Raw genomic sequence first — 21936 nt, forward strand, 5'->3', positions numbered from 1 at the left:
TCAGGAACTGACTTTTTCCCTGCTTGTAATTCTTCGGAAATTCTCCGGAGGCTCTCTAGCATGTCTAATGATGCAACAGGACCTGCAAGCAGCTTAATGATTTCCTGGGATAGCTCGAAGAGACCAGTGGCTACCTGTGCATCCAGGGAGCCGCAGACCGGGCATTGTTCAGTGTTGTCCTCGGAGTAGAAATTAGCATTAAAGATGCTGAAGCTTCGCGAAGGGAAGATGGATTGACAGTCTGGACATTGGCATGGGACCCTCGGTCCAGTCGGCCTTTGCCAACCTCCGTATAGCCTGCCGATCGTTGAGCCTTCGATGCCTTTACTTACCGGCGTCGTGATTTGTGAACGGGAGACGCGTGCCGCCCCTCCCTCGATGAGCCATGGTCGTCGGACACTCTCAAAACTGACGTTGTTCGCCGAAAATTCAGAATTGGATGAATGAACTCCGACGTCCGCATTTGAAGCCTGACCGTCTTCGATGTGGATGCCCTTTGAATTGCTGATCTTAAAAACAGCCACAGCTTCCCCTTTTACCTTGACCCGGAACACCGTGTCATTACACGCCAGTCGTGTTAAGCATCCTGAGCTTCAGCAGCAGCTAGACAGCTCGGCGCGAGAAAGAGATGATCTCAGGTTGGCGCGAGAGTCGAGTCGCATTGTCGATTGGTACAAAGAATCGGGATTAAGTTCGCTTCTTCAAGACACCTTTCAAACCCCGTTTAAAAGTTCCGTAACTGCATCATCTTAAACTCGCGGTGCTGCAAACTTAACTGTCTCGCACTGCAAAAACTACTGTCGCGCTACAAGGGGCGATGAATTTTTTGTAATCACCCGGGTTATCCCCAAGAAATTGCTTTACAGGCGTCCCCTCAGCACCCACGATATATTGTAGGGGCGAAACGGAAACTCCACCGCCCCTAGAGCAGGCAGCTAGCGTTAGGGGCCACGCCATGACCCCCACGCCAAAACAGTGAGGCCGAGCATATGGCATTGTCCGAACATTACCTTGATGCTGACGATCTGCATCCCATCGATCTGGTCGAGCATATCGCAGAACACCATGACTGGGAGTTTGACCGCATCCATGACGACCAGATCGCTATGGCGGTCGAAGGCCAGTGGCGCACCTATTCGATCACTCTGGCCTGGTCGGCCTATGACGAAACCCTGCGCCTGATCTGCACCTTCGAGATGGAACCACCGGCAGACCGCAAGCCCGTGCTTTACGAAACGCTCAATGCGATCAATGACCGCCTTTGGGCCGGGTCACTGACCTGGTGGGACGAACAGAATTTGATGGTTTACCGCTATGGCCTGATGCTGGCGGGGGATCAGGTCGCAGGGCCGGATCAGATCGACACGATGATCAGCGCGGCGGTCAATGCCTGCGAACAATATTACCCGGCGATCCAATTGGTCACATGGGCAGATCAGACCCCAAAACAGGCGCTGCAAATCGCCATTGCCGGCGCTTACGGGCGCGCCTGAAAATTTCGCCAAGACGGGTTCCCACCGGTCTTGGCGTGGCGTAACCTCTTGCAAAGACGTAAAGAGGGACGCGTGATGACAATGAATGATGTGGCCGAACGCGGCCTTGTTTTGCTGGGTTGTGGCAAGATGGGGTCTGCCATGTTGGCGGGATGGCTGCGCAACGGTTTGCCGCCGAAATCGGTCTGGGTGATTGACCCGCATCCGTCGGACTGGCTGCAACAACAGGGCGTTCATATCGGGGATGATCTGCCCGCCGCGCCCGCCATCGTGGTGATCGCGGTCAAACCGCAGATGATGACCACGGCGCTGCCGGATGTGAAGGCGCTGGGCACCGGCAAGACGCTGATCATCTCCATTGCTGCCGGAACCCCACTTGCCACGTTCGAGGCGGCTTTTGGCCCCGCCGCACCCGTGATCCGCGCCATGCCGAACACGCCCGCCGCCATCGGGCGCGGTATCACCGCGCTGATCGGCAATGCAAAAACATCCGGTGCCGATATGGACATGGCAGAGGCGCTGCTGTGGGCCGTCGGCCAGACCGTCCGGCTGGAGGATGAATCGCAGATGGATGCCGTGACCGCCGTGTCCGGTTCCGGCCCAGCTTACGTCTTTCACATGATCGAGGCTTTGGCCGCCGCCGGTGTCGCTGAAGGGTTGTCCCCGCAGATGGCGATGGATCTGGCAAAGGCCACGGTCGGCGGGGCAGGCGAGCTGGCCGAAACCGCCGATGAAGACCCCGCGCAATTGCGCCAGAACGTGACCTCGCCCAATGGCACGACGCAGGCGGGGCTGGAGGTTCTGATGGATGACGCCAAAGGCCTGCCTGATCTGATGCGTCGCACGGTGGCGGCGGCTGCGGCACGGTCACGGGAACTGGCCAATGGCTGAGATTTCCTTTTATGATTTCCTGAAAGTCGACGTGCGCGTCGGCACCGTGACCCGTGCGGAACCCTTTCCAGAGGCGCGCAAACCCGCGATCAAGCTCTGGATCGATTTCGGTGACGAGATCGGCGAGAAAAAGACATCGGCCCAGATTACCGTGCATTACGCGCCGGACAGGCTGGTCGGTAAACAGGTTCTGGCGGTGGTGAACTTTCCACCCCGCCAGATCGGCAAATTCATGTCCGAGGTGCTGGTGCTGGGCATGCCCGATGCAGACGGCGCTGTCGTGCTGGTCGGACCGGATCAAGATGTGCCTTTGGGGGGGCGGTTACATTGAAAAAACTACTGATTACAAAAGTGTTGCCGGATGCAACGCTTGACGCCGCGCACGCGCGTTTCAACGTGACATTGCGCAACGAAACAAAGGGGCTGAGCGTGGCAGAGGCTGCCGCCGCCCTGCGTGACTACGACGCCATCCTGCCGACGCTGGGTGATACCTTCAGCGCCGAGGCATTTACTGGCGATATCCGCTGTGGCGTGCTCGCCAATTTCGGGGTCGGCTATAACCATATCGACGTCGCCGCGGCCCGCGCCGCCGGTGTCGCCGTATCCAACACGCCCGACGCGGTGACCGATGCCACCGCCGATATCGGTCTGACGCTGATCCTGTCGGTCTGTCGGCGCGCGGGCGAAGGCGAACGCATCCTGCGGGCGGGCCAATGGAAAGGCTGGCAGCCGACCCAGATGCTCGGCACCCATGCGACGGGCAAGACGGTCGGGATCGTCGGTATGGGCCGGATCGGGCAGGCCGTCGCGCGGCGTTGCCATTACGGGTTCGGGATGCCGGTGCTGTATTTCAACCGCTCGCCCAAATCGGTGGATCTGCCCGCGCGGCAGGTGGACAGCCTGCATGATCTGATGGCGCAGGCCGATATCATCGTCGTCACCGTGCCGGGCGGTGGCAGCAACACGAACATGATCGACGCCGCCGCACTGGCCGCGATGAAACCGACGGGCATTTTCGTCAATATCGCCCGCGGCGATGTGGTAGATGAAGATGCGCTGATCGCTGCCCTGCAAGACCGCCGGATCGCGGGCGCGGGGCTGGATGTCTATGCCAAGGAACCCCTTGTGCCGGAATCCCTGCGCGCCCTCGAAAATGTCGTGCTTTTGCCGCATCTGGGCACCGCCGCGCTGGAAGTGCGCGAGGCGATGGGCCAGATGGCGCTGAACAATATCATCGCCTGGGATGAAGGCCGCCCGCTGCCGCAGGCTGTGACGTCATAGCGACGTTCACCGCGCGCGAGGGGTAGAATTTTTCCGGCGCAATCGTCTCTCTCACCGTGCTCTTCTTGACACCGGCGCGTGGGCGCGCCAACGCTGCGTGATGTTTGATCTGCGCCCTGTGGGATATGTGATCGGTCTGCTTGTGGCCTCGCTCGGGGTGACGATGCTGGTGCCATTGGCGGCGGATCTTTTCGCGGGCAACGGCCATTGGTTCGTCTTTTTCGAAAGCGCGGTAATCACGATCCTGACCGGTGGGTTACTGGCGCTGGCCTGTGCCAATGGCGTCACCGCCGGGCTGACCCTGCGGCAGACGTTTTTGCTGACCTCGCTGGTCTGGCTGAGCCTGCCGTTTTTCGGCGCGATCCCCTTCATTCTGGGCGCGACCGGTGCCAGCTTGACCGACGCGTTCTTTGAATCGATGTCGGCGCTGACCACCACCGGTGCCACCACCTTCACCGAGTTGGAAACCCTGCCGGTGGGGCTGCTTTTGTGGCGCGGGGTGCTGCAATGGCTGGGCGGTATCGGGATCATCGTGGTCGCCATGGTGTTCCTGCCCGAACTCAAGGTCGGGGGCATGCAGATTTTTCGGTCAGAAGCCTTTGACACAATGGGAAAAATCCTGCCGCGCGCCGGTCAGATTGCGCGCCAGATATCCGAAATATACGTCGCGATCACAATCATCTGCGCGCTGACCTATTCGGCGCTCGGCATGAACAACTTTGACGCATTCGTGCATGCGCTGACGACCGTGTCCACTGGCGGGATGGCCAATACCGATGATTCATTCGCCCTTTATGGGGCGGGCATTCATTACGCCGCGGCGTTTTTCATGTTCCTGTCGGCCCTGCCTTTCGTGCGGTTCATTCAACTGATGGCAGGCACGGCGCAGCCTTTGTTGCGCGACAGTCAGATCCGCACGTTTTTCGGTATCCTTGCGACGGTGACGATGCTGATGACCGCCTGGCTTTGGGCGCGCGAGGGTGCGATGACCGAACTGGCCCTGCGCGAGGCGCTGTTCAACGTCATGTCGATCATGTCCGGTACAGGCTATAGCAGCACGGATTACATGGCCTGGGGCACCTTTCCGGTGGTGGCGTTCTTTTTCATCGGGCTGATCGGTGGCTGCGCGGGGTCCACATCCTGCTCGATCAAGGTGTTTCGCTATCAGATTCTTTTTGCCGCGATCAAAAGCCAGATCCGCCAGATCCACAGCCCGCATGGTGTGTTCACGCCGCGCTATGACGGCAGGCCCGTGGGCGATGACGTGATGAATTCCGTCATCGCGTTTTTCGTGGCCTTTGTGTCGCTGTTGGGGATCATCACGGTTCTGCTGGGGCTGACGGGGCTTGATTTCATCACTTCGATGTCAGGGGCCGCGACCGCCATCGGCAATATCGGCCCCGGTCTGGGGCCAGAAATCGGACCTGCCGGGAATTTTGCCGGGATCAATGACGCCGCAAAGTGGATACTCGCGATTGCGATGTTCGTTGGCCGGCTCGAAGTTATGGTGGTGCTGACCATCCTGTCGGTCCGGTTCTGGCGCAACTGACAAGACCTTCCCCGCGGGGAAGATTGACCCTTGGCGCGCCGGGGCCTATGTGTCGCGCAATATGATCACGAGGGTTCCGATGTCCGACAAACCACGCAGTTTTCAGGAAATCATCCTGCGGCTTCAATCCTATTGGGCGGCCAAAGGCTGCGCGATCCTGCAACCTTATGATATGGAGGTTGGTGCCGGCACGTTCCATCCCGGCACGACACTGCGGTCCCTGGGGGCAAAACCTTGGGCCGCCGCCTATGTCCAGCCATCACGCCGTCCGACGGACGGTCGCTATGGCGAAAACCCGAACCGTTTGCAGCATTATTACCAGTATCAAGTGCTGATCAAACCCAGCCCGCCGGATTTGCAGGACCTTTACCTTGGCTCGCTTGCTGCCATCGGCATCGACGCGAACCTGCACGACATCCGCTTTGTCGAGGATGACTGGGAAAGCCCGACACTCGGCGCCTGGGGTCTGGGCTGGGAGGTTTGGTGCGACGGGATGGAAGTCAGCCAGTTCACCTATTTCCAGCAGGTCGGCGGGCATGATTGCCGCCCCGTTTCGGGCGAATTGACCTATGGGCTGGAACGTCTGGCGATGTATGTGCTGGGCGTGGATCACGTGATGGACATGCCGTTCAACGATCCGCAATCTCCCAGCCCGCTGACCTATGGCGATATCTTCCGCCAGACTGAACAGGAATATGCCCGCTGGAATTTCGATATCGCGGATACCGATATGCTGTTGCAACATTTCAAGGATGCAGAGGCCGAGTGCCACCGCATCCTGTCCGCCCCGGCGCATGACCCGAAAAAGGATATGCAGATCATCATGGCGCATCCTGCCTATGACCAATGCATCAAGGCGAGCCATCTGTTCAACCTGCTCGACGCGCGCGGCGTGATTTCCGTGACCGAACGGCAGGCCTATATCGGGCGGGTGCGCGCGCTGGCCAAGGCCTGTGCCGATGCCTTTGTGCAGACAGATGCCGGGGCCGCCGCCTGATGGGCCGTATCCTGATTGTCGCAATGCTGGTGCTGGCACTGATCGTCGGGGCGTTCATGTATTACCTGCAAGTCTATGCCTATTACGAGGATGTCAGCGCCGAGGTGGGGGATATCACCTTGCCGGTCATGCCAGAGGGGGGCGAGCCGCTGGTCGTGCCGTTCACCAATTTCCGTGGCATCGATTCCATCTCCAGTCCCTTGCGCTATCGCGCCTGTTTTGAAACCGATATCAATATGATCACCTTGGCCGCCACAGCGCAGGCGCTGCCCTTTGCCGAACCGCGCGTTGCACCGCGCTGGTTTGATTGTTTCGATGCCGCGCGGATCGGCGCGGATCTGCAAAGCGGTGATGCGACCGCCTATCTCAGCGTGCCCAATCTGGAATACGGTATCGACCGTGTCATCGCCTTTTACCCTGATGGGCGCGGCTATATCTGGCACGAGATCAACCCTTGTGGAGAAGCCGTGTTCAATCGCAATCCCGCACCTGAAAATTGCCCTGAACCCCCCGAAAGCCTTCAATAATGCCTGATCTTCTGATTGAACTCTTTTCCGAGGAAATCCCCGCGCGCATGCAGGCCCGCGCCGCGGATGATCTGAAAAAACTGATCACGGATGGTCTGGTCGAGGCGGGTCTGACCTATGCCGGGGCCGCCGCATTTGCCACGCCGCGTCGGTTAGCGCTGGCGATTGACGGGCTGACAGGCGAAAGCCGGGCTGTGCGTGAGGAACGCAAAGGGCCGAAGGTCGGCGCGCCGGATGCGGCGATTGACGGGTTTCTGCGCGGGGCGGGGGTGGCCCGCGAGGCGCTGGAAATCCGCGACGATAAAAAGGGCCAGACTTATTTCGCCGTGATCGAAAAACCGGGGCGCAAGGCGGCGGATATCATTGCCGAAGTGCTGGATGCGACGGTACGCAGTTTCCCATGGCCAAAATCCATGCGCTGGGGCACTGGCAGCCTGAAATGGGTGCGCCCGCTGCATTCCATCATCTGCCTATTGTCGGATGAGGCGGGCGCCGATGTTGTGCCGCTGACCATCGATGGGATCACGGCGGGGCGGATCACCCACGGCCACCGCTTCCTTGCGCCTGCGGCGATCAATGTGAACGGGTTCGATGATTATGAGGCGAAGCTGAAACGCGCCCATGTGATCCTGCGCGCCGAGGAACGGGCCGAAACCATCTGGAACGATGCGCAGCAACAGGCCTTTGCGCGCGGTCTGGAACTGGTCGAGGATCGCGGGCTGCTGGCCGAGGTGGCGGGGCTGGTCGAATGGCCGGTCGTATTGCTGGGCCGGATTGATGAGGCCTTTCTTGGCCTGCCGCCCGAGGTGTTGCAGACATCGATGAAAGAGCATCAGAAGTTCTTTTCCGTCCGCAACCCGAAAACCGGGCGGATCGAACGTTTCGTGACCGTCGCCAATATGGAAACCGCCGATCACGGCGCGACCATTCTGGCGGGCAATCAAAAGGTGCTGGCGGCGCGTCTGTCGGATGCGAAATTCTTTTGGGAGAATGATCTGCGGACGGTCAAAGCGGATGGCCTGGAAGGCATGGGGGCCGGGCTGGCCAATGTGACGTTCCACAACAAGCTGGGATCTCAGGCGGACCGCATCGCGCGGATCGCGGCCTTGGCACGCGAGATTGCGCCGCATGTGGGCGCTGATCCTGATCTGGCGGAACAGGCGGCGAAGGTTGCCAAGGCCGATCTGCAATCGGAAATGGTCGGGGAATTTCCTGAATTGCAGGGGCTGATGGGGCGGTATTATGCCAGTGCCGCAGGGCTGGACGATGCTGTCGCCGCCGCCTGTCAGGACCATTATTCGCCGCTGGGCCCGTCGGATGCTGTGCCGACAGCGCCGGTATCGGTGGCCGTGGCGTTGGCGGATAAGATCGACACGCTGACCGGGTTCTGGGCGATTGATGAGAAACCGACCGGGAGCAAGGACCCTTTTGCGCTGCGCAGGGCGGCGCTGGGGGTTATTCGGTTAGTGTTGGAGAATGGGGTGAGATTAGATCTCTTCAATGGTCTAATCATTGGTGGTCGCCGGAACATGGCAAGCCTCTTGATGGTAGCTTCCGAGAAGATGGAAGATGCACTGAAGGTGTCACTACTGAAGGCGCTGGGCATTAGCTTTGAAGAAAGCGATCTTGGCCAAGTACAATCTCTTTCTCTTCAAGCCGCTGACCTAATGAAAGCCGGCTTCGGACAAGGGGTGCCTCCACAACACTGGGAAATAGAACGCGCAAATTCTCTCCTCGGTTTCTTCCACGACCGCCTCAAGGTCTACCTGCGTGACCAAGGCATCCGTCACGATATCATTGACGCTTGCATCGCGATGCCGGGGAATGACGATCTGACGCTGCTGGTCAAACGCGCCCGTGCCTTGGCGGAAACGCTCGCCACGGATGACGGGGAAAACCTGATTCAGGGGTTCAAGCGCGCCAACAATATCCTGACGCAGGCCGAGGAAAAGGATGGCGTGGAATATTCCTTTGGCGCGGATGTGAAGTTCGCCGAAGATGACGCCGAAAAGGCGCTGTTTGCCGCGCTTGATGCTGCAGATGCAAAGATCGCGCCGGCGATGAAAACCGAGAATTTCAGCACCGCGATGACTGCTATGGCGGCACTTCGCCCCACCGTTGATGCTTTTTTCACCGCTGTGCAGGTCAATGACGACAGGCAGGTGATCCGGCGCAACCGGCTTAACCTGTTGTCGCGGATCAGGAATGTCTGTCTGTCAGTGGCTGACCTGACGAAAATCGACGGCTAGGTCACGCAAAGGTCAAGTCCGCTTTACGCAAGCGCGGATTCTGCTCTATGCTGCACCGACGCAATGGAGCGATGCCGCAGTGCAGCAACAGATCATCTACCCCGCCGTGACGCAGATCACGCCCTCTGCCGCGATGAAGGTCGCGGTTTATGGTGATCGTGCGAAATGCCTGCAGCGGCTGATCCGGCTGGATTTCCCGATCCCCGTCACTGTGGCGCTGTCGTTTGACGCGGTGCGCGATGCGTCCATCGGGCATTTGCCCGATATGAAGGCGTTGATGGCCCCTTTCGGGCCGCAGCCATTGTTATCGGTGCGCCCGTCGAGCGAGAATGCCGATTGGGGCGGACCGTCGACGATTTTGAATGTCGGGATGAATGACGCGCGCTTTGCCAGCATGGCGCTGTCGATGGGGGAACAGCCCGCGGCGGAATTATACCTGCGGTTCGTGCAATCCTATGCGGTGCATGTCGCGCGGCTGGACCCTGATGAATTCGATCTGCCCGATGTGGCCGATACCGCCAGCCTGCGCGCGATGCTGGAAACCTATGAGGCCGAAACCGACGCGCCTTTCCCGCAGGACCCTGCCGTGCAACTGGCCGAAGTGTTGCGGTCCATGGCGCGCGCCTGGGACGGCACCAGCGCGCGGTTGTTGCGGCAGGCCAAGGGCGCGCCGGCGGATGCGGGGCTGGGTCTGGTCGTGCAGGCGATGGCGCTGGGTCTGGGGCAGGGCGAATGCGGGTCCGGCATCGTGCAATTTGTCGATGCGACCACCGGTGCGCCGCGCGTCGTCGGCCGTTATGCGGCGCAGAGCATCCCGCAGATGGTCAAGACCGACACCGAGGGTGCGTTGTACCTGACGCGCGATCCGCGTGGCGCGTCGCTGGAGGATCGCTGCCCCGATACATTCGCGCATCTGCTGGATTGCGGCGCGTTGTGCCGCAAACATCTGCGCGAAGAAATGCAGATCAAATTTGCCATCGATGCGGGGCATCTGTATATTCTTGATGCGGTGCGGGTGCAAAGGTCGTCGCGCGCATCGGTCCGGATCGCAGTGGCGTTGGCCGAGGATGGCGTGATCACCCGGCAAGAGGCTGTGTTGCGGGTTGAACCCGTGGCCCTCGCCGAATTGCTGCACCGGCAGGTGGACCCGCGCGCGCCGCGCGATGTGCTGGTCACCGGGATTGCCGCCAGCCCCGGTGCCGCCTCAGGCCGGATCGTGTTGACCGCGAACGAGGCGCAGGCGAGTGCCGCGCGCGGCGAGGCCTGCGTGCTGGTCCGCCGCGAAACCACGCCAGAGGATATTCGCGGGATGCACGCCGCCTCTGCCGTGCTGACGATGCGCGGTGGCATCACCAGCCATGCTGCGGTGATCGGCCGTGGCCTTGGCGTGCCTTGCGTTGTCGGCGCGTCCGATCTGCTGATTGATCGCAAGGCCAACCGGGTTGTCGCGCCTGACGGCCGGATTTTTGCCGCAGGCGATATCATCACGGTGGATGGCACCACGGGTCAGGTCCTTGCCGGTGCGCCCGCGATGCTGGAAGCATCACTGGATGGTGCCTTTCAAACCTTGCTGGAATGGGCGGATATGTTCCGCGATATCGGGGTGCGCGCCAATGCCGACACCCCCGCCGATGCGCAGACCGCGCGCAATTTCGCGGCAGAGGGCATCGGGCTGTGCCGCACGGAACATATGTTCTTTGAAGGCGACCGTCTGGGCGTGATGCGCGAGATGATCTTTGCCGAAGGGTCCGAGGACCGCCGCGCCGTGCTGGACCGCTTACTGCCGATGCAGCGCGCCGATTTTGCCGAATTGTTCAGCATCATGGAAGGACGCAGCGTCTGTGTGCGCCTGTTCGACCCGCCGCTGCATGAATTCCTGCCATCCGACAAGGCCGGGCTGCGCGATCTGGCCGAACAACTGGCGCTGCCTTTGCCCGAAGTGACCGGACGTGTCGCCGCACTCAGCGAATACAACCCGATGCTGGGGATGCGCGGCGTGCGGCTGGGCATCGCGATTCCCGAAATTTACGACATGCAGGCGCAGGCGATTTTCGAGGCGATGGTGGCTGTTGGCCAGAAAGGAATCGCACCCGCCGTGGATATCATGCTGCCGTTGGTATCCGCCGTGCGCGAGGTCGAGCTGATGAAATCGCGCATCGAAGGTGTTGCCAATATGGTGGCGGGCCGCGCGCGGGCTGCGCTGAATTACCGCCTGGGCGTGATGGTCGAAACCCCGCGCGCGGCGCTGCGCGCGCAGGATATCGTCGCACATGCTGCATTTTTGTCGTTTGGTACCAATGACCTGACGCAGATGACCTATGGTCTGTCGCGCGATGATGCAGGGCGGTTCATGTCCACGTATGTCCAGCAGGGCGTCTATGTCGAAGACCCGTTTCACACGCTCGATATCGAAGGCGTGGGCGAATTGGTCGCTATCGGCGCCGAACGCGGGCGCAGGGGGCGGCCCGATGTCGTGCTGTCGATCTGCGGCGAACATGGCGGCAGCCGGAGCGCGATTGCCTTTTGCCGGGATCACGGGTTCGACTATGTCTCCTGCTCGCCTTTCCGGGTGCCAGGGGCGCGGTTGATGGCGGCGCAACTGGCCCTGAAGGATGCGATCAATAAATCGTGAGTATCTACATGTAGTGGCATGTCTTTTTGGTTAGGCAGCATGTAGACCATTTTAGCCTTATTTTAAGGTGATTCAGGCGAGGTTCCGCCGTGCCGACCCCTAGGGGTAGACTCTGTGCAATGATTGGCCTAAGCACCGCCCTGCCTCCGCGGGGCTTTCCGCGTGGTCACTTTGGTTCGCGAAATGTCATCTTTTAAAAAATTTGCCGCGGTTTGTCTTGCGGCCCAACTGGCTTTTGCCGGGGCGGCATCTGCCGATGATATGATGGCCAGCCGTTTGGGCGCTGTCCTTGGGCAAGAGCGTGCGGCGCTTTCCGTGGTCCCCGATGCGCGTATGGCGCAACTGACCAGCCTGCCCCCCGCAAGCGCGCGGGGCATTCCGACCGAACCGGTCGTGATCTACGATGATAATTTCCTTGCAAGCCTTCCAGCAGCATCTGGCGATGATCAGTGGAAATGCCTTGCCGAAGCTTTGTATTTCGAGGCCCGCGGTGAATCCGTGCGCGGCCTGTTCGCCGTTGGCGAGGTCATCCTGAACCGTGTCGATAACGCCGCCTATCCCAGGTCGCTTTGCGGTGTGGTCAATCAAGGCACCGGGCGCCGTTATGCCTGTCAGTTCAGCTATACCTGTGACGGCAAATCCAAAGCAGTGCATGAACAGGGCGCCTGGGAACGTGTAGGCAAGGTCGCCAAGATCCTGCTTGATGGCACACCGCGCGATCTGACCGGCGGTGCCACACATTTCCATACCCATGCGGTCAGCCCGTCATGGTCCCGCCGGTTTACCCGGACCGCGACCATCGGCGCGCATCTGTTTTACCGCGAACCGGTGCGGACGGCCTCTAACTAAGGTCGCTTGCCTGCGTCATTGCGTCGCCCCTCCCGCTTGTTCTGCGGGCGGGCGCATTGTAACGCTGGCAGCAACAACGCCAGCTGATCGGACCCCGCGATGAGTGATGATATCCGCCTTGCCTTTGCCCATCCCAGCGAACGCGCAGAGGCCAGCACCACCACCCCCTGTGACCGTATTTCCCTGCGCGATTATATCGTGTCGGTCGAAATCGGGGCGTTTCAGCAGGAGCGCGGCACATTGCAGCGCGTCCGGTTCAATGTCGTGGTCGAGGTGCCGCGCCTGACCGGCCCGATTGATGACGATGTCGACCGCATCCTGTCTTATGACCGCGTGACCGAGGCGATTGCCGCAGAGCTGGAGGCGGAGCGTCTGAACCTGCTCGAAACCCTCGCCGCGCGCGTCGCGGACCGCATTCTGCTGGAACCGCAGGCGCAGCGGGTCTTTGTGCGGATCGAAAAGCTGGATCGCGGGCCTTTCGCGCTTGGCGTTGAAATCATGCGTGCGCGTGACGGGCAATCGCCCGGCGGGCAGGTCCATGTGCCGGTGCCGCATCCGCGCGTGGTGTTCTTGTCGAACGCGGCGCTGGCTGCGCCTCATCTGTCGGGCTGGATCGACCAGTTGGTCTCAGCGCAGGCACCGCTGATCCTGTGCGTGGGGCCTGCGGATATCCGCGCGCCGCAGGTTGCCAACAGGCTGGCGCAGCGCCGGATCGATCTGCTGGCGATTGAACAGAATGCCTGGACATTGGCGGCGCGCGATCCGCGTTGCGTGGTGGTGCAGACGCGTACCGAACTCGATTGGGCGATGAAGAATGGCCAGATCAGCACTTGGGCCCCGTCCAAGATCGTGCTGGATGCGGTCGATGGTCCCTCGGCCAGCCCTGCGGATGCGGCCGCCCTTGTCGCATGGTTTGCCGGACAGATGCAGGCGGCGGAACTGGTGCTGATCGGCGCGCCAGCCCCGCACACGGATCTGCCGGTGGTGGTCTATCCGGCGGATCAGGCGGTTTTGTGATGAAGCTCTATCATCGCCCCATTATCCTGTCAGAGCCTGCGCCGGATGCATTGCCGCTTGCCGGTGGCCCCTGCCAGTTTCGCGAGGTGGCGGTTTGCCAGCGCAATGTGCCGTCCTTCATTGTCCCCGCCAGTGATTTGCCCGCGACCATCCTCGCCCGCCTGACAGCGCCGCGCGCGCTCGTCGCGGGGTTGAGCATGAACCACCCCCGGATCATGGGTATTCTGAACGTCACACCTGACAGTTTTTCGGATGGCGGCGATCATGCGGGGTTTCAGGACGCTGTTACGCATGCCCGCCGCATGCAGCAGGACGGTGCGGATATCATCGATATCGGCGGCGAAAGCACCCGGCCCGGTGCAGGGACGGTGCCGCAGGACGATGAAATCAGCCGCACCGCCCCGGTGATCGCGGCGATCCGCGCGCAATCGGATATCGCCATTTCCATCGACACCCGCAAAGCAGCGGTGGCGCAGGCCGCGATCCGCGCGGGGGCGGGCATGGTCAATGATGTGGCGGCGTTCAGCTATGATCCCGGCCTTGCGGATGTCACGGCGCAAAGCGGGCTGCCCATCTGCCTGATGCACGCCCAAGGCGATCCGGCCACGATGCAGGATAATCCTGTCTATGACGACGTGCTGCTGGATGTTTATGATTTTCTTGAAAGCCGGATCACCCTGGCGCTGGCGGCGGGCATCGCGCGCGACCGGATCGTAATCGATCCCGGCATCGGATTTGGCAAGACGCAAGGCCATAACCTGGCCTTGCTGCGCAATATTGCGCTGTTTCACGGGCTGGGTTGCGCCATTCTGCTGGGTGCCTCGCGCAAGCGGTTCATCGGCACGATCGGCGGCGGGAGCGATGCAAAAAGTAGGATGGCCGGGTCCGTCGCCGTGGCCTTGCATGCCGCAACCCAAGGCGTGCAGATCCTGCGGGTTCATGATACATTCCAGACAAAACAGGCGCTGGCCCTTTGGGCGGCGATCAGCGGGGCAGAGAGCAGATGACACGCAAATTCTTTGGCACGGACGGCGTGCGTGGTACGGCCAATATCCATCCGATGACAGCCGATATGGCCTTGCGGATCGGGGCGGCGGCGGGGCGCTATTTCCGCAATGACGGATCGAACGGGCACCGCGTGGTGATCGGCAAGGATACGCGGCTGTCGGGCTATATGTTCGAAAATGCGCTGACCGCCGGGCTGACCAGCACGGGCATGAATGTGCTGCTGCTGGGGCCGGTGCCGACGCCTGCAGTGGGGCTGCTGACCACGTCGATGCGGGCGGATGTGGGGATCATGATATCGGCCAGTCACAACCCGCATCATGACAACGGGATCAAGTTTTTCGGCCCTGACGGGTTCAAACTCTCCGATGCTGCCGAAGAACAGATCGAGGCTTTGATCATGTCGGATGTCACACCGGCGCAGGCTGGCAATATCGGCCGTGCCAAGCGTATTGACGATGGCAGGTTCCGCTATGCCGAACGGCTCAAGGCGACCTTCCCCGCGGGGATGCGTCTGGACGGGCTGAAAGTCGTCATCGATTGCGCCAATGGTGCGGCTTACCGCGTCGCGCCAGAGGTGCTTTGGGAACTGGGTGCGACGGTGATCAAGGTCGGCGTCGACCCCGATGGGTTCAACATCAATGATGGCTGCGGCTCTACCCATCCCGAACGTGCCGCACAGGTGATCCGCCAGACAGGTGCCGATGTGGGGATCTGCCTTGACGGTGATGCCGACCGGGTGATGATCCTTGATGAAACCGGCGCAGTTGCCGATGGCGATCAGATCATGGCGCTGATGGCCGCACGTTGGGCCGGGCAGGGCCGGTTGCGGGGGGATACATTGGTTGCGACGGTGATGTCCAATCTGGGGCTTGAACGGTTCCTGCAAGACAAGGGGCTGCACCTGCATCGCACCGCTGTGGGCGACCGTTATGTGGTAGAGGCGATGCGCGCGGGGGGGTACAACCTTGGCGGCGAACAATCCGGCCATATCGTAATGACGGATTTCGCCACGACCGGCGACGGGTTGCTTGCGGGCCTGCAATTTCTGGCCGCGATGATCGACACCGGGCAAAAGGCCAGCGCGCTGGCGCATAATTTCGATCTGGTGCCCCAGATGCTGAAGAATGTGCGTTTTGCCGCAGGTGCCGACCCGCTGGGCAACAGCGCCGTCGTCGCGTCGATTGCCGATGCGGAAACCAGACTGGCCGGCAAGGGCCGGTTGCTGATCCGCAAATCCGGGACCGAGCCGCTGATCCGCGTCATGGCGGAATGCGAGGACGAGGCACTGCTGGCGCAGGTCGTCGATCAGATCGTGGGTGAGGTCGAAGCGGCGGCGTGATGGTGTAAACATCGTCAGAGTTTAATCCCCACGTGCAGCGTTTTCAGCGCGGGCGCAGTGACGATGATTGCCGTCTGCTTGACATATCTCGTGCCTTACGGCTTTTTGGCATCGGTGTTGGTTTAAGGGGTAGTTTCGATGCAATATGATCAGCGGCTTGCTTTGCGCGAAGCCGCGTCGTTGAAACTGGCACCAGATAAGGTTTTCGTCGGCCAATTCGTGATTGACCAATCGGACAAGCCACCATTTGAAGGCTACCTGTCGCATGACCTGTCGGATTGGTGGCTGCATTTCTGCCCCAGTCTTGATCTTTGTGTGGTCAAGGACGGATCCGGTCAGCCTTTCGGCGCGATCTTGGGGATCGCGCTGAACGATGCGGGACAGCATCTGGCTGGTGAGGTCGTCGTCACGCTGCACCAAGGCGAAACCCTTATGGATGCAATGGAGCGGCTGATAGCCAGCCTGACAGGGCGCTATATTGCGGTTACGCGTGGAAAGGCTGCACCATTTGTCTATACCGATGCAGTGGGCGAAATGGCGGTCGTGTACGACACCCGGACCGGGGTGACAGGCAGCACTTTGCCGCTGACCCTGACGCGTGACATCATTGATCGGGGGGATATCGACCACCGGGCCGTGATGGAAAGTCCCGGCCATTATGCGCTTGGCTATACGCGCGATGCGCATTGCGAACGCCTGCTGCCAAACCACAGGCTGGATCTGGCGCAGATCACGCAAGCGCGGTTCTGGCCGCGCGATGACGTGCCATGGCTCGCGGCGTCAGAGCTTGCCTTCGACGATATGATTGACGAATTGCTCGCCATTCTCCGGCGCAACACCGTGGGATTTCTGCAGACCAAGCCGTCTGTGTTTCCGCTGTCGGGTGGACAGGATTCACGGATTCTGATCACCGCCGCACGCGATCATGTTCATCTTGCGAAAGCGATATTCGGGATGCACCACAATTGGGCGTCCGGCCGTGATTGTGATGTCGGTGCCGAAGTCGCCGCACGGATGGGGCTGGATTACCGGCGCATATCCGCGCCCGGTCCGCGCAAATGGGGGCGACGCGCGTTTCACACGCGGGTTGGCTATGCCGTGAATTCAGGCGGCATGAATTCGGTGACACATACTGCCCTGTTGCCGGAGGGCCATCTCGTCATTCGCGGCAATGTGATGGGCCTGACGCGTGCGAATGACTGGGGCCGCGGGTTAAGGCCGCGCCCTTGGGATGACGCATCGTTCGGGATCGCACGGTTGCTGATGGGAGAAGCGGTTGATCCGGCGCAGCGGCCCGATGATCTTGAACGGCGTTATCTGGATTGGCGGGCCAGCCTTCCTGGGACAGTAAAGTACCGATCACATGACTTGTCGTTTTGTGAAAACTACCTGCCGAATTCGCTGGGCGCGCGCAATTATGCCTATACAAACGTGACGCATGTGAACCCTTTTGCGTCCCGCAGGGTTATTGCGCTTGTTTCTGCGGTTGATCCACAGCTTCGCAAGAACAACAGGATCAACAATAGATTGTTGGAGATTTCGGCACCTGATCTGGCCGATATTCGTCTCGTCTGACGCGCAAGGCCCGGCGCACTGCCGGGCCTTGGATTGGGTCGGGTGGGTCAGGACCCACCTTACCGGCGTTTAGTTTTTTGCTTTGTCGACCATGCGGCCTGCGGAAATCCAGGGCATCATGCCGCGCAGTTTTTCGCCGACCTGTTCGATCTGGTGTTCGTCGTTGATCCGGCGCGTGGCCTTGAACATTGGCTGGCCAACAGCGTTTTCCTGCATGAAGTCACGCACGAATTTGCCGGTCTGGATGTCGGTCAGCACGTCTTTCATGCGCTTTTTGGTTTCCTCGTAGGGCAGGATGCGCGGACCAGAGACATATTCACCGTATTCGGCAGTGTTGGAGATCGAATAGTTCATGTTGGCGATGCCGCCTTCATAGATCAGATCGACGATCAGCTTGACCTCGTGCAGGCATTCGAAATAGGCCATTTCGGGCTCGTAACCGGCCTCGACCAATGTCTCGAAGCCCATGCGGATCAGTTCGACCAGACCACCGCAAAGCACGGCCTGTTCGCCGAACAGATCGGTTTCGCATTCCTGACGGAAGTTCGTCTCGATGATCCCGGACCGCCCGCCGCCGATGGCCGAGCAATAGGACAGGCCGATTTCCATCGCCTTGCCGGTCGCGTCGTTATGCACGGCCACAAGGCAAGGTACGCCACCGCCTTTGGTATATTCGCCGCGCACGGTGTGGCCGGGGCCTTTGGGGGCCATCATGATCACATCAACGCCGGGCTTGGTTTCGATCAGGCCGAAATGCACGTTCAGACCATGGGCGAAAGCGATGGCGGACCCTTCTTTCAGGTTGTCGTGGACGTATTTCTTGTAGGTTTCGGCCTGCAATTCGTCGGGCATGGTGAACATGATGACATCGCACCATGCGGCCGCTTCGGCGATGCCCATGACTTCCAGGCCTTCGCCTTTGGCTTTGGCTTCGGAAGGCGAGCCTTCGCGCAGGGCGACGACGAGGTTTTTCGCGCCAGAGTCGCGCAGGTTCAGCGCATGGGCGTGGCCCTGAGAGCCGTAGCCGAGGATGGCGACTTTCTTGTCCTTGATCAGGTTCACATCGCAGTCACGGTCGTAATAAACGCGCATTTTGGTATCCTTTGGTTGAACTGTGGTGGTTATAATGGGATTTTCGTGATGAGTGAGGGGCGTTCTTTGGGTATTTTGAGAAATAAGAAGCTTGTTATGCGTCTGTTGGCTGAATATTGATTTATTTATGCTTGATGATGTTGATCGCCGATTGTTGCGCCTGTTGCAGGCTGATCCGGGCCGGGGCGTGCCCGATCTGGCCGAGGCTATGGGCAGCACGCCTGCGCGGGTCGCGCGCCGTCTTGATCTGATGCGCGAGGCGGGGGTGCTGCTGGGCAGTCGGGTCGTCATTGACTGGCGCGCTTTGGGCTATGCTGTGGCGGTCAGTTTGCGGATCACACTGGACAAGACCGCATCGCGCGCCTTTGATGAATTTCTTGCGGCGGCCCGGCTGGTGCCGGAGGTGATTGAAATTCAGACCTTTCTGGGTCGTGTCGATGTCCGCCTGTCGCTGATCGCGCGTGATCTGGCGGATTACCAGCGGATCTATCGTGAGCTAATTCTGGAACTGCCGCATATCGCGGATATTGAGGCGTTGATGAATGTCGCGACCATCAAAGCCGACGCGCGGTTGCCGCTGTGACGCTGGATGATCTGGACCGCGCGATCTTACGCGCCCTTGTCGCCAACGCCGATCAGCCGACCACGCAGCTGGCGCGCAAACTGGGGTTGAGCCAGCCTGCGACCTGGCGGCGGATCAAGCGCCTGCAGGACGCAGGGGTGATCGCGGGCCGGTATCTGCATCTGGATGCGGACAAGGCCGGGTTCGGTGTGACGGTGTTTCTGGGGGTAAAGCTTGCCACAAAGGGCCGTGTCAGTCTGGAGGATTTTGAACGTGCGGTGGGTGCGATCCCCGAGGTGCAGAGCGTCGAGCATGTATTGGGGCTGTATGATTACCGCCTGCGTGTCGTCGCACGTGATCTGGCGGATTTTGAACGCGTGCTGCGCCGCCGGTTGATGACGCTGCCCGGTGTCGGCAATGTCGAGGCCAATGTGCTGTTGTCCGAAGAACGCCGACCGGGGCCGTTGTGACGGATGCAGATAGGTTTTGATTTTGCGCAGGTCCTGCCTTAGCAAGACCCAATCAAGCAAGGGAGAGCGTGATGGACGGTGCAGCCAAGGGAATTGATCCGGACGGATTGATGGAGTTTTCGGTCGTGTTTACCGACCGCTCGCTTAATCATATGTCCAAGGCGTTTCAGGGGGTGATGAACGACATCTCTGCCATGCTGAAAGAAGTTTATGCCGCCGATCATGTGGCCATTGTGCCCGGCGGCGGGACATATGCGATGGAAGCCGTGGCGCGCCAGTTCGGCGCGGGGGCGCATGCCCTAATCGTGCGCAATGGCTGGTTTTCCTATCGCTGGAGCCAGATCTTTGACGCTGGTCAGTTCACCGCGCAGACCACGGTCATGAAGGCGCGCCAGGCGGGCAATGATAGCCGTGCGGCCTTTGCCCCCGCGCCGATCGATGATGTCGTGGCGGCGATTCGCGCCGCGCGCCCGGATGTGGTGTTCGCGCCGCATGTGGAAACATCGGCGGGGATCATTCTGCCGGATGATTACCTGACCGCGCTGGCCGCTGCCGCGCATGAGGTGGGGGCGATCATGGTGCTGGATTGCATCGCCTCGGGCTGTGTCTGGGTTGATATGAAGGCGACGGGCGTCGATGTGCTGATCTCCGCGCCGCAAAAGGGCTGGTCTTCGACCCCGTCGGCAGGCTTGGTGATGCTGTCGCAGCGCGCGGTGGACAGGATGGCGGGCACGGTGTCCAATTCCTTTGCTGTGGACCTGAAGAAATGGCACGCGATCATGCAGGCCTATGAAAACGGCGGCCATGCCTATCACGCGACGATGCCGACTGACGGGCTGCGCGCGTTCCGCGATACGATAGTCGAGACGCGCGATTACGGGTTTGACCGGCTGAAGGCGGCGCAATGGGAGCTGGGGAGTGCAGTGCGCAAGGTATTGGCGGACAAGGGCCTTTTGTCCGTCGCCGCGCCGGGGTTTGAAGCGCCGGGCGTTGTGGTCAGCTATACCGATGATCCGGGCGTGCAGAACGGGTCGAAATTCGCTGGTGAAGGGATGCAGATCGCCGCTGGTGTGCCACTGCAATGTGACGAGCCTGCGGATTTCCGCACATTCCGGTTGGGTTTGTTCGGGCTGGACAAGCTCTATGATGTGTCTGGCACGTTGGCGCGGCTTGGGCCGGTGCTGGACAAGGTGCTTTAACCGGCACCCAGCCCCAGTTGCATCAACGTCCGCCGCACCGGGGTGATGCCGTAAAGTGCGGCGATCCCCCTTGCCCGCATGTCTTGCACCGTGCTGCCGCCCAGCATTGAGGTGCGGTTCAGTGCGTCGATCCCGGCCACCCGCAGCCTGATGTCGGGGTGGCGCTGGCGCGCGTAGCTGTCGAGCATGGCAGGGGCGCCGAGGTCATCGGGCTTGGCAGTCGCGAGGTCGAGCAGGCAGGCCAGATCGCGCAGGGACATGTTTAGCCCCTGTGCGCCGATGGGCGGCATGACATGGGCGGCTTCCGCGACCAAGGCGGTGCGCGGCCCTGTGATCTGATCGGCAATCTGGCTGATGATCGGCCAGACCATGCGTTTTGACGCGAGCTTCAGCGGGCCATAATGCCAGGCGGACCGGTCGTTTGCCTCTGCCTCGAATTTTTCGGGGGGCAGGGCCGCGCGGCGCAGGCATTCCGCCCCGTGATCCATCCAGACGACGGCAGAACAGGGTTTGCCGTCATGATCGGGCAGCGGGACCAGCGTGAACGGGCCGCCCGCACGGTGAATCTCGGTCGAGATGTTACCATGCGGTGCGTCATGGGTGACGGCAAAGGTGACGGCCTTTTGTCCATAGCGCAGGGTGGTGGCGGATATCCCAAGGCTTTGCCGCACAGGGGACGCGCGCCCATCCGCGCCGATCACCAGACGCGCATTGACCTGCGTGCCGTCGGTCAGGTTCACAAGCGCGGTATCAAGTCGCGCTACCATGCCAGCGAAACCGGTGCCGGGGCGGAAGTCGACATTGGGCAGATCATGCAGCCGCGCCACGATTTCGCGGCGCAAGAGCCAGTTGGGCAGGTTCCACCCGAAGGGCAGATCGGAAATATCGCTGGCGTCGAAGTCGCGCAGCACGGGCGGGTGGGCTGCGGCATCGATGATGCGCATGATCTGCAACGGGGTCGCATCACCGGCAAGGCGGGGCCAGATCCCGGCCTTTGCCAGAAACGCCTGTGCCGGTTGCAGAAAAGCGGTGGTGCGCAGGTCGGCACCGTCGCTGTGGGCATCGGTCACGGGCGGCGCGGGATCGACGATGACCACGGCAAAACCCGCAGCGCCAAAGGCGGCGGCGGCGGTCAGACCGGCGACACCGCCGCCGGCGATCAGAATGTCAGCGTTTTTGCGTTCCATGCATATGACATAGTCCGCC

20 protein-coding genes are annotated in these 21936 nt (G+C 60.9%); 17 read left to right on the forward strand and 3 right to left on the reverse strand.

Annotated elements, in window-relative coordinates:
- Positions 1-524: hypothetical protein (locus tag ACK4TM_RS04690; protein WP_409697485.1), on the reverse strand; the 524-nt coding region annotated here is incomplete at its 3' end.
- 465 nt (positions 525-989) lie between these two features.
- On the opposite strand from ACK4TM_RS04690, the gene ACK4TM_RS04695 reads away from it, so the two are divergent.
- The 14 genes from ACK4TM_RS04695 (at position 990) to ACK4TM_RS04760 (ending at position 17407) form a co-directional block, all read left to right on the forward strand.
- Positions 990-1493: a YbjN domain-containing protein gene (locus ACK4TM_RS04695; protein WP_409697488.1), complete on the forward strand. Its 504-nt coding sequence runs from the start codon at positions 990-992 to the stop codon at positions 1491-1493.
- 75 nt (positions 1494-1568) lie between these two features.
- Positions 1569-2384, forward strand: a complete 816-nt coding sequence (proC, locus tag ACK4TM_RS04700; protein ID WP_409697491.1) for a pyrroline-5-carboxylate reductase — start codon at positions 1569-1571, stop codon at positions 2382-2384.
- Positions 2377-2715 (forward strand): tRNA-binding protein, encoded by a 339-nt coding sequence (locus ACK4TM_RS04705; protein ID WP_409697493.1) that lies wholly within the window; start codon positions 2377-2379, stop codon positions 2713-2715. Before proC ends, ACK4TM_RS04705 begins: the two co-directional genes overlap by 8 nt.
- Positions 2712-3665 carry a 2-hydroxyacid dehydrogenase gene (locus tag ACK4TM_RS04710; RefSeq protein WP_409697496.1) on the forward strand — a complete coding sequence of 318 codons (954 nt, stop codon included), beginning with the start codon at positions 2712-2714 and terminating at the stop codon, positions 3663-3665. Before ACK4TM_RS04705 ends, ACK4TM_RS04710 begins: the two co-directional genes overlap by 4 nt.
- 100 nt (positions 3666-3765) lie before the next feature.
- A complete protein-coding gene (locus ACK4TM_RS04715; RefSeq protein ID WP_409697499.1) occupies positions 3766-5214 on the forward strand; it encodes a TrkH family potassium uptake protein in 1449 nt (482 codons plus the stop codon).
- A gap of 79 nt (positions 5215-5293) precedes the next feature.
- Positions 5294-6211, forward strand: a complete 918-nt coding sequence (locus ACK4TM_RS04720; protein ID WP_409697502.1) for a glycine--tRNA ligase subunit alpha — start codon at positions 5294-5296, stop codon at positions 6209-6211.
- Complete coding sequence (locus tag ACK4TM_RS04725; RefSeq protein ID WP_409697505.1) at positions 6211-6738, forward strand: DUF6446 family protein; 528 nt, start codon at positions 6211-6213, stop codon at positions 6736-6738. The genes ACK4TM_RS04720 and ACK4TM_RS04725 overlap by 1 nt, the downstream gene beginning before the upstream one ends.
- Entirely contained in the window at positions 6738-8987 is a 2250-nt protein-coding gene (glyS, locus tag ACK4TM_RS04730) for a glycine--tRNA ligase subunit beta (protein WP_409697508.1), read from the forward strand. Before ACK4TM_RS04725 ends, glyS begins: the two co-directional genes overlap by 1 nt.
- Positions 8988-9066: 79 nt before the next feature.
- A complete protein-coding gene (locus ACK4TM_RS04735) occupies positions 9067-11619 on the forward strand; it encodes a putative PEP-binding protein (RefSeq protein WP_409697511.1) in 2553 nt (850 codons plus the stop codon).
- 183 nt (positions 11620-11802) lie between these two features.
- Complete coding sequence (locus tag ACK4TM_RS04740; RefSeq protein WP_409697514.1) at positions 11803-12468, forward strand: cell wall hydrolase; 666 nt, start codon at positions 11803-11805, stop codon at positions 12466-12468.
- A 99-nt stretch (positions 12469-12567) separates the two neighbouring features.
- The gene (locus tag ACK4TM_RS04745) at positions 12568-13485 is read left to right on the forward strand and encodes a dihydroneopterin aldolase (protein WP_409697517.1); all 918 of its coding nucleotides are present in this window, start codon (positions 12568-12570) and stop codon (positions 13483-13485) included.
- On the forward strand, positions 13485-14492 hold the full coding sequence (gene folP / locus ACK4TM_RS04750) for a dihydropteroate synthase (RefSeq protein ID WP_409697520.1): 1008 nt from the start codon (positions 13485-13487) through the stop codon (positions 14490-14492). The genes ACK4TM_RS04745 and folP overlap by 1 nt, the downstream gene beginning before the upstream one ends.
- Positions 14489-15832 (forward strand): phosphoglucosamine mutase, encoded by a 1344-nt coding sequence (gene glmM, locus ACK4TM_RS04755; protein WP_409697523.1) that lies wholly within the window; start codon positions 14489-14491, stop codon positions 15830-15832. The genes folP and glmM overlap by 4 nt, the downstream gene beginning before the upstream one ends.
- 138 nt (positions 15833-15970) lie before the next feature.
- On the forward strand, positions 15971-17407 hold the full coding sequence (locus tag ACK4TM_RS04760) for a hypothetical protein (protein WP_409697526.1): 1437 nt from the start codon (positions 15971-15973) through the stop codon (positions 17405-17407).
- Positions 17408-17476: 69 nt separating this feature from the next.
- On the opposite strand, the gene ilvC is transcribed toward ACK4TM_RS04760, so the two are convergent.
- Complete coding sequence (gene ilvC / locus ACK4TM_RS04765; protein ID WP_409697529.1) at positions 17477-18499, reverse strand: ketol-acid reductoisomerase; 1023 nt, start codon at positions 18497-18499, stop codon at positions 17477-17479.
- 127 nt (positions 18500-18626) lie between these two features.
- On the opposite strand from ilvC, the gene ACK4TM_RS04770 reads away from it, so the two are divergent.
- The 3 genes from ACK4TM_RS04770 (at position 18627) to ACK4TM_RS04780 (ending at position 20730) form a co-directional block, all read left to right on the forward strand.
- The gene (locus ACK4TM_RS04770) at positions 18627-19082 is read left to right on the forward strand and encodes an Lrp/AsnC family transcriptional regulator (protein ID WP_409697532.1); all 456 of its coding nucleotides are present in this window, start codon (positions 18627-18629) and stop codon (positions 19080-19082) included.
- Positions 19079-19531: an Lrp/AsnC family transcriptional regulator gene (locus ACK4TM_RS04775; protein WP_409697535.1), complete on the forward strand. Its 453-nt coding sequence runs from the start codon at positions 19079-19081 to the stop codon at positions 19529-19531. Before ACK4TM_RS04770 ends, ACK4TM_RS04775 begins: the two co-directional genes overlap by 4 nt.
- Before the next feature lie 71 nt (positions 19532-19602).
- Positions 19603-20730 (forward strand): aminotransferase class V-fold PLP-dependent enzyme, encoded by a 1128-nt coding sequence (locus tag ACK4TM_RS04780; protein ID WP_409697538.1) that lies wholly within the window; start codon positions 19603-19605, stop codon positions 20728-20730.
- Here the strand turns inward: ACK4TM_RS04780 and ACK4TM_RS04785 are convergent.
- Positions 20727-21917, reverse strand: a complete 1191-nt coding sequence (locus ACK4TM_RS04785) for a UbiH/UbiF family hydroxylase (protein WP_409697541.1) — start codon at positions 21915-21917, stop codon at positions 20727-20729. The genes ACK4TM_RS04780 and ACK4TM_RS04785 overlap by 4 nt on opposite strands.
- Positions 21918-21936 lie beyond the last annotated feature (19 nt).

This window comes from Yoonia sp. (genome assembly GCF_046292185.1).
In the GTDB taxonomy this organism is placed as follows: domain Bacteria; phylum Pseudomonadota; class Alphaproteobacteria; order Rhodobacterales; family Rhodobacteraceae; genus Yoonia.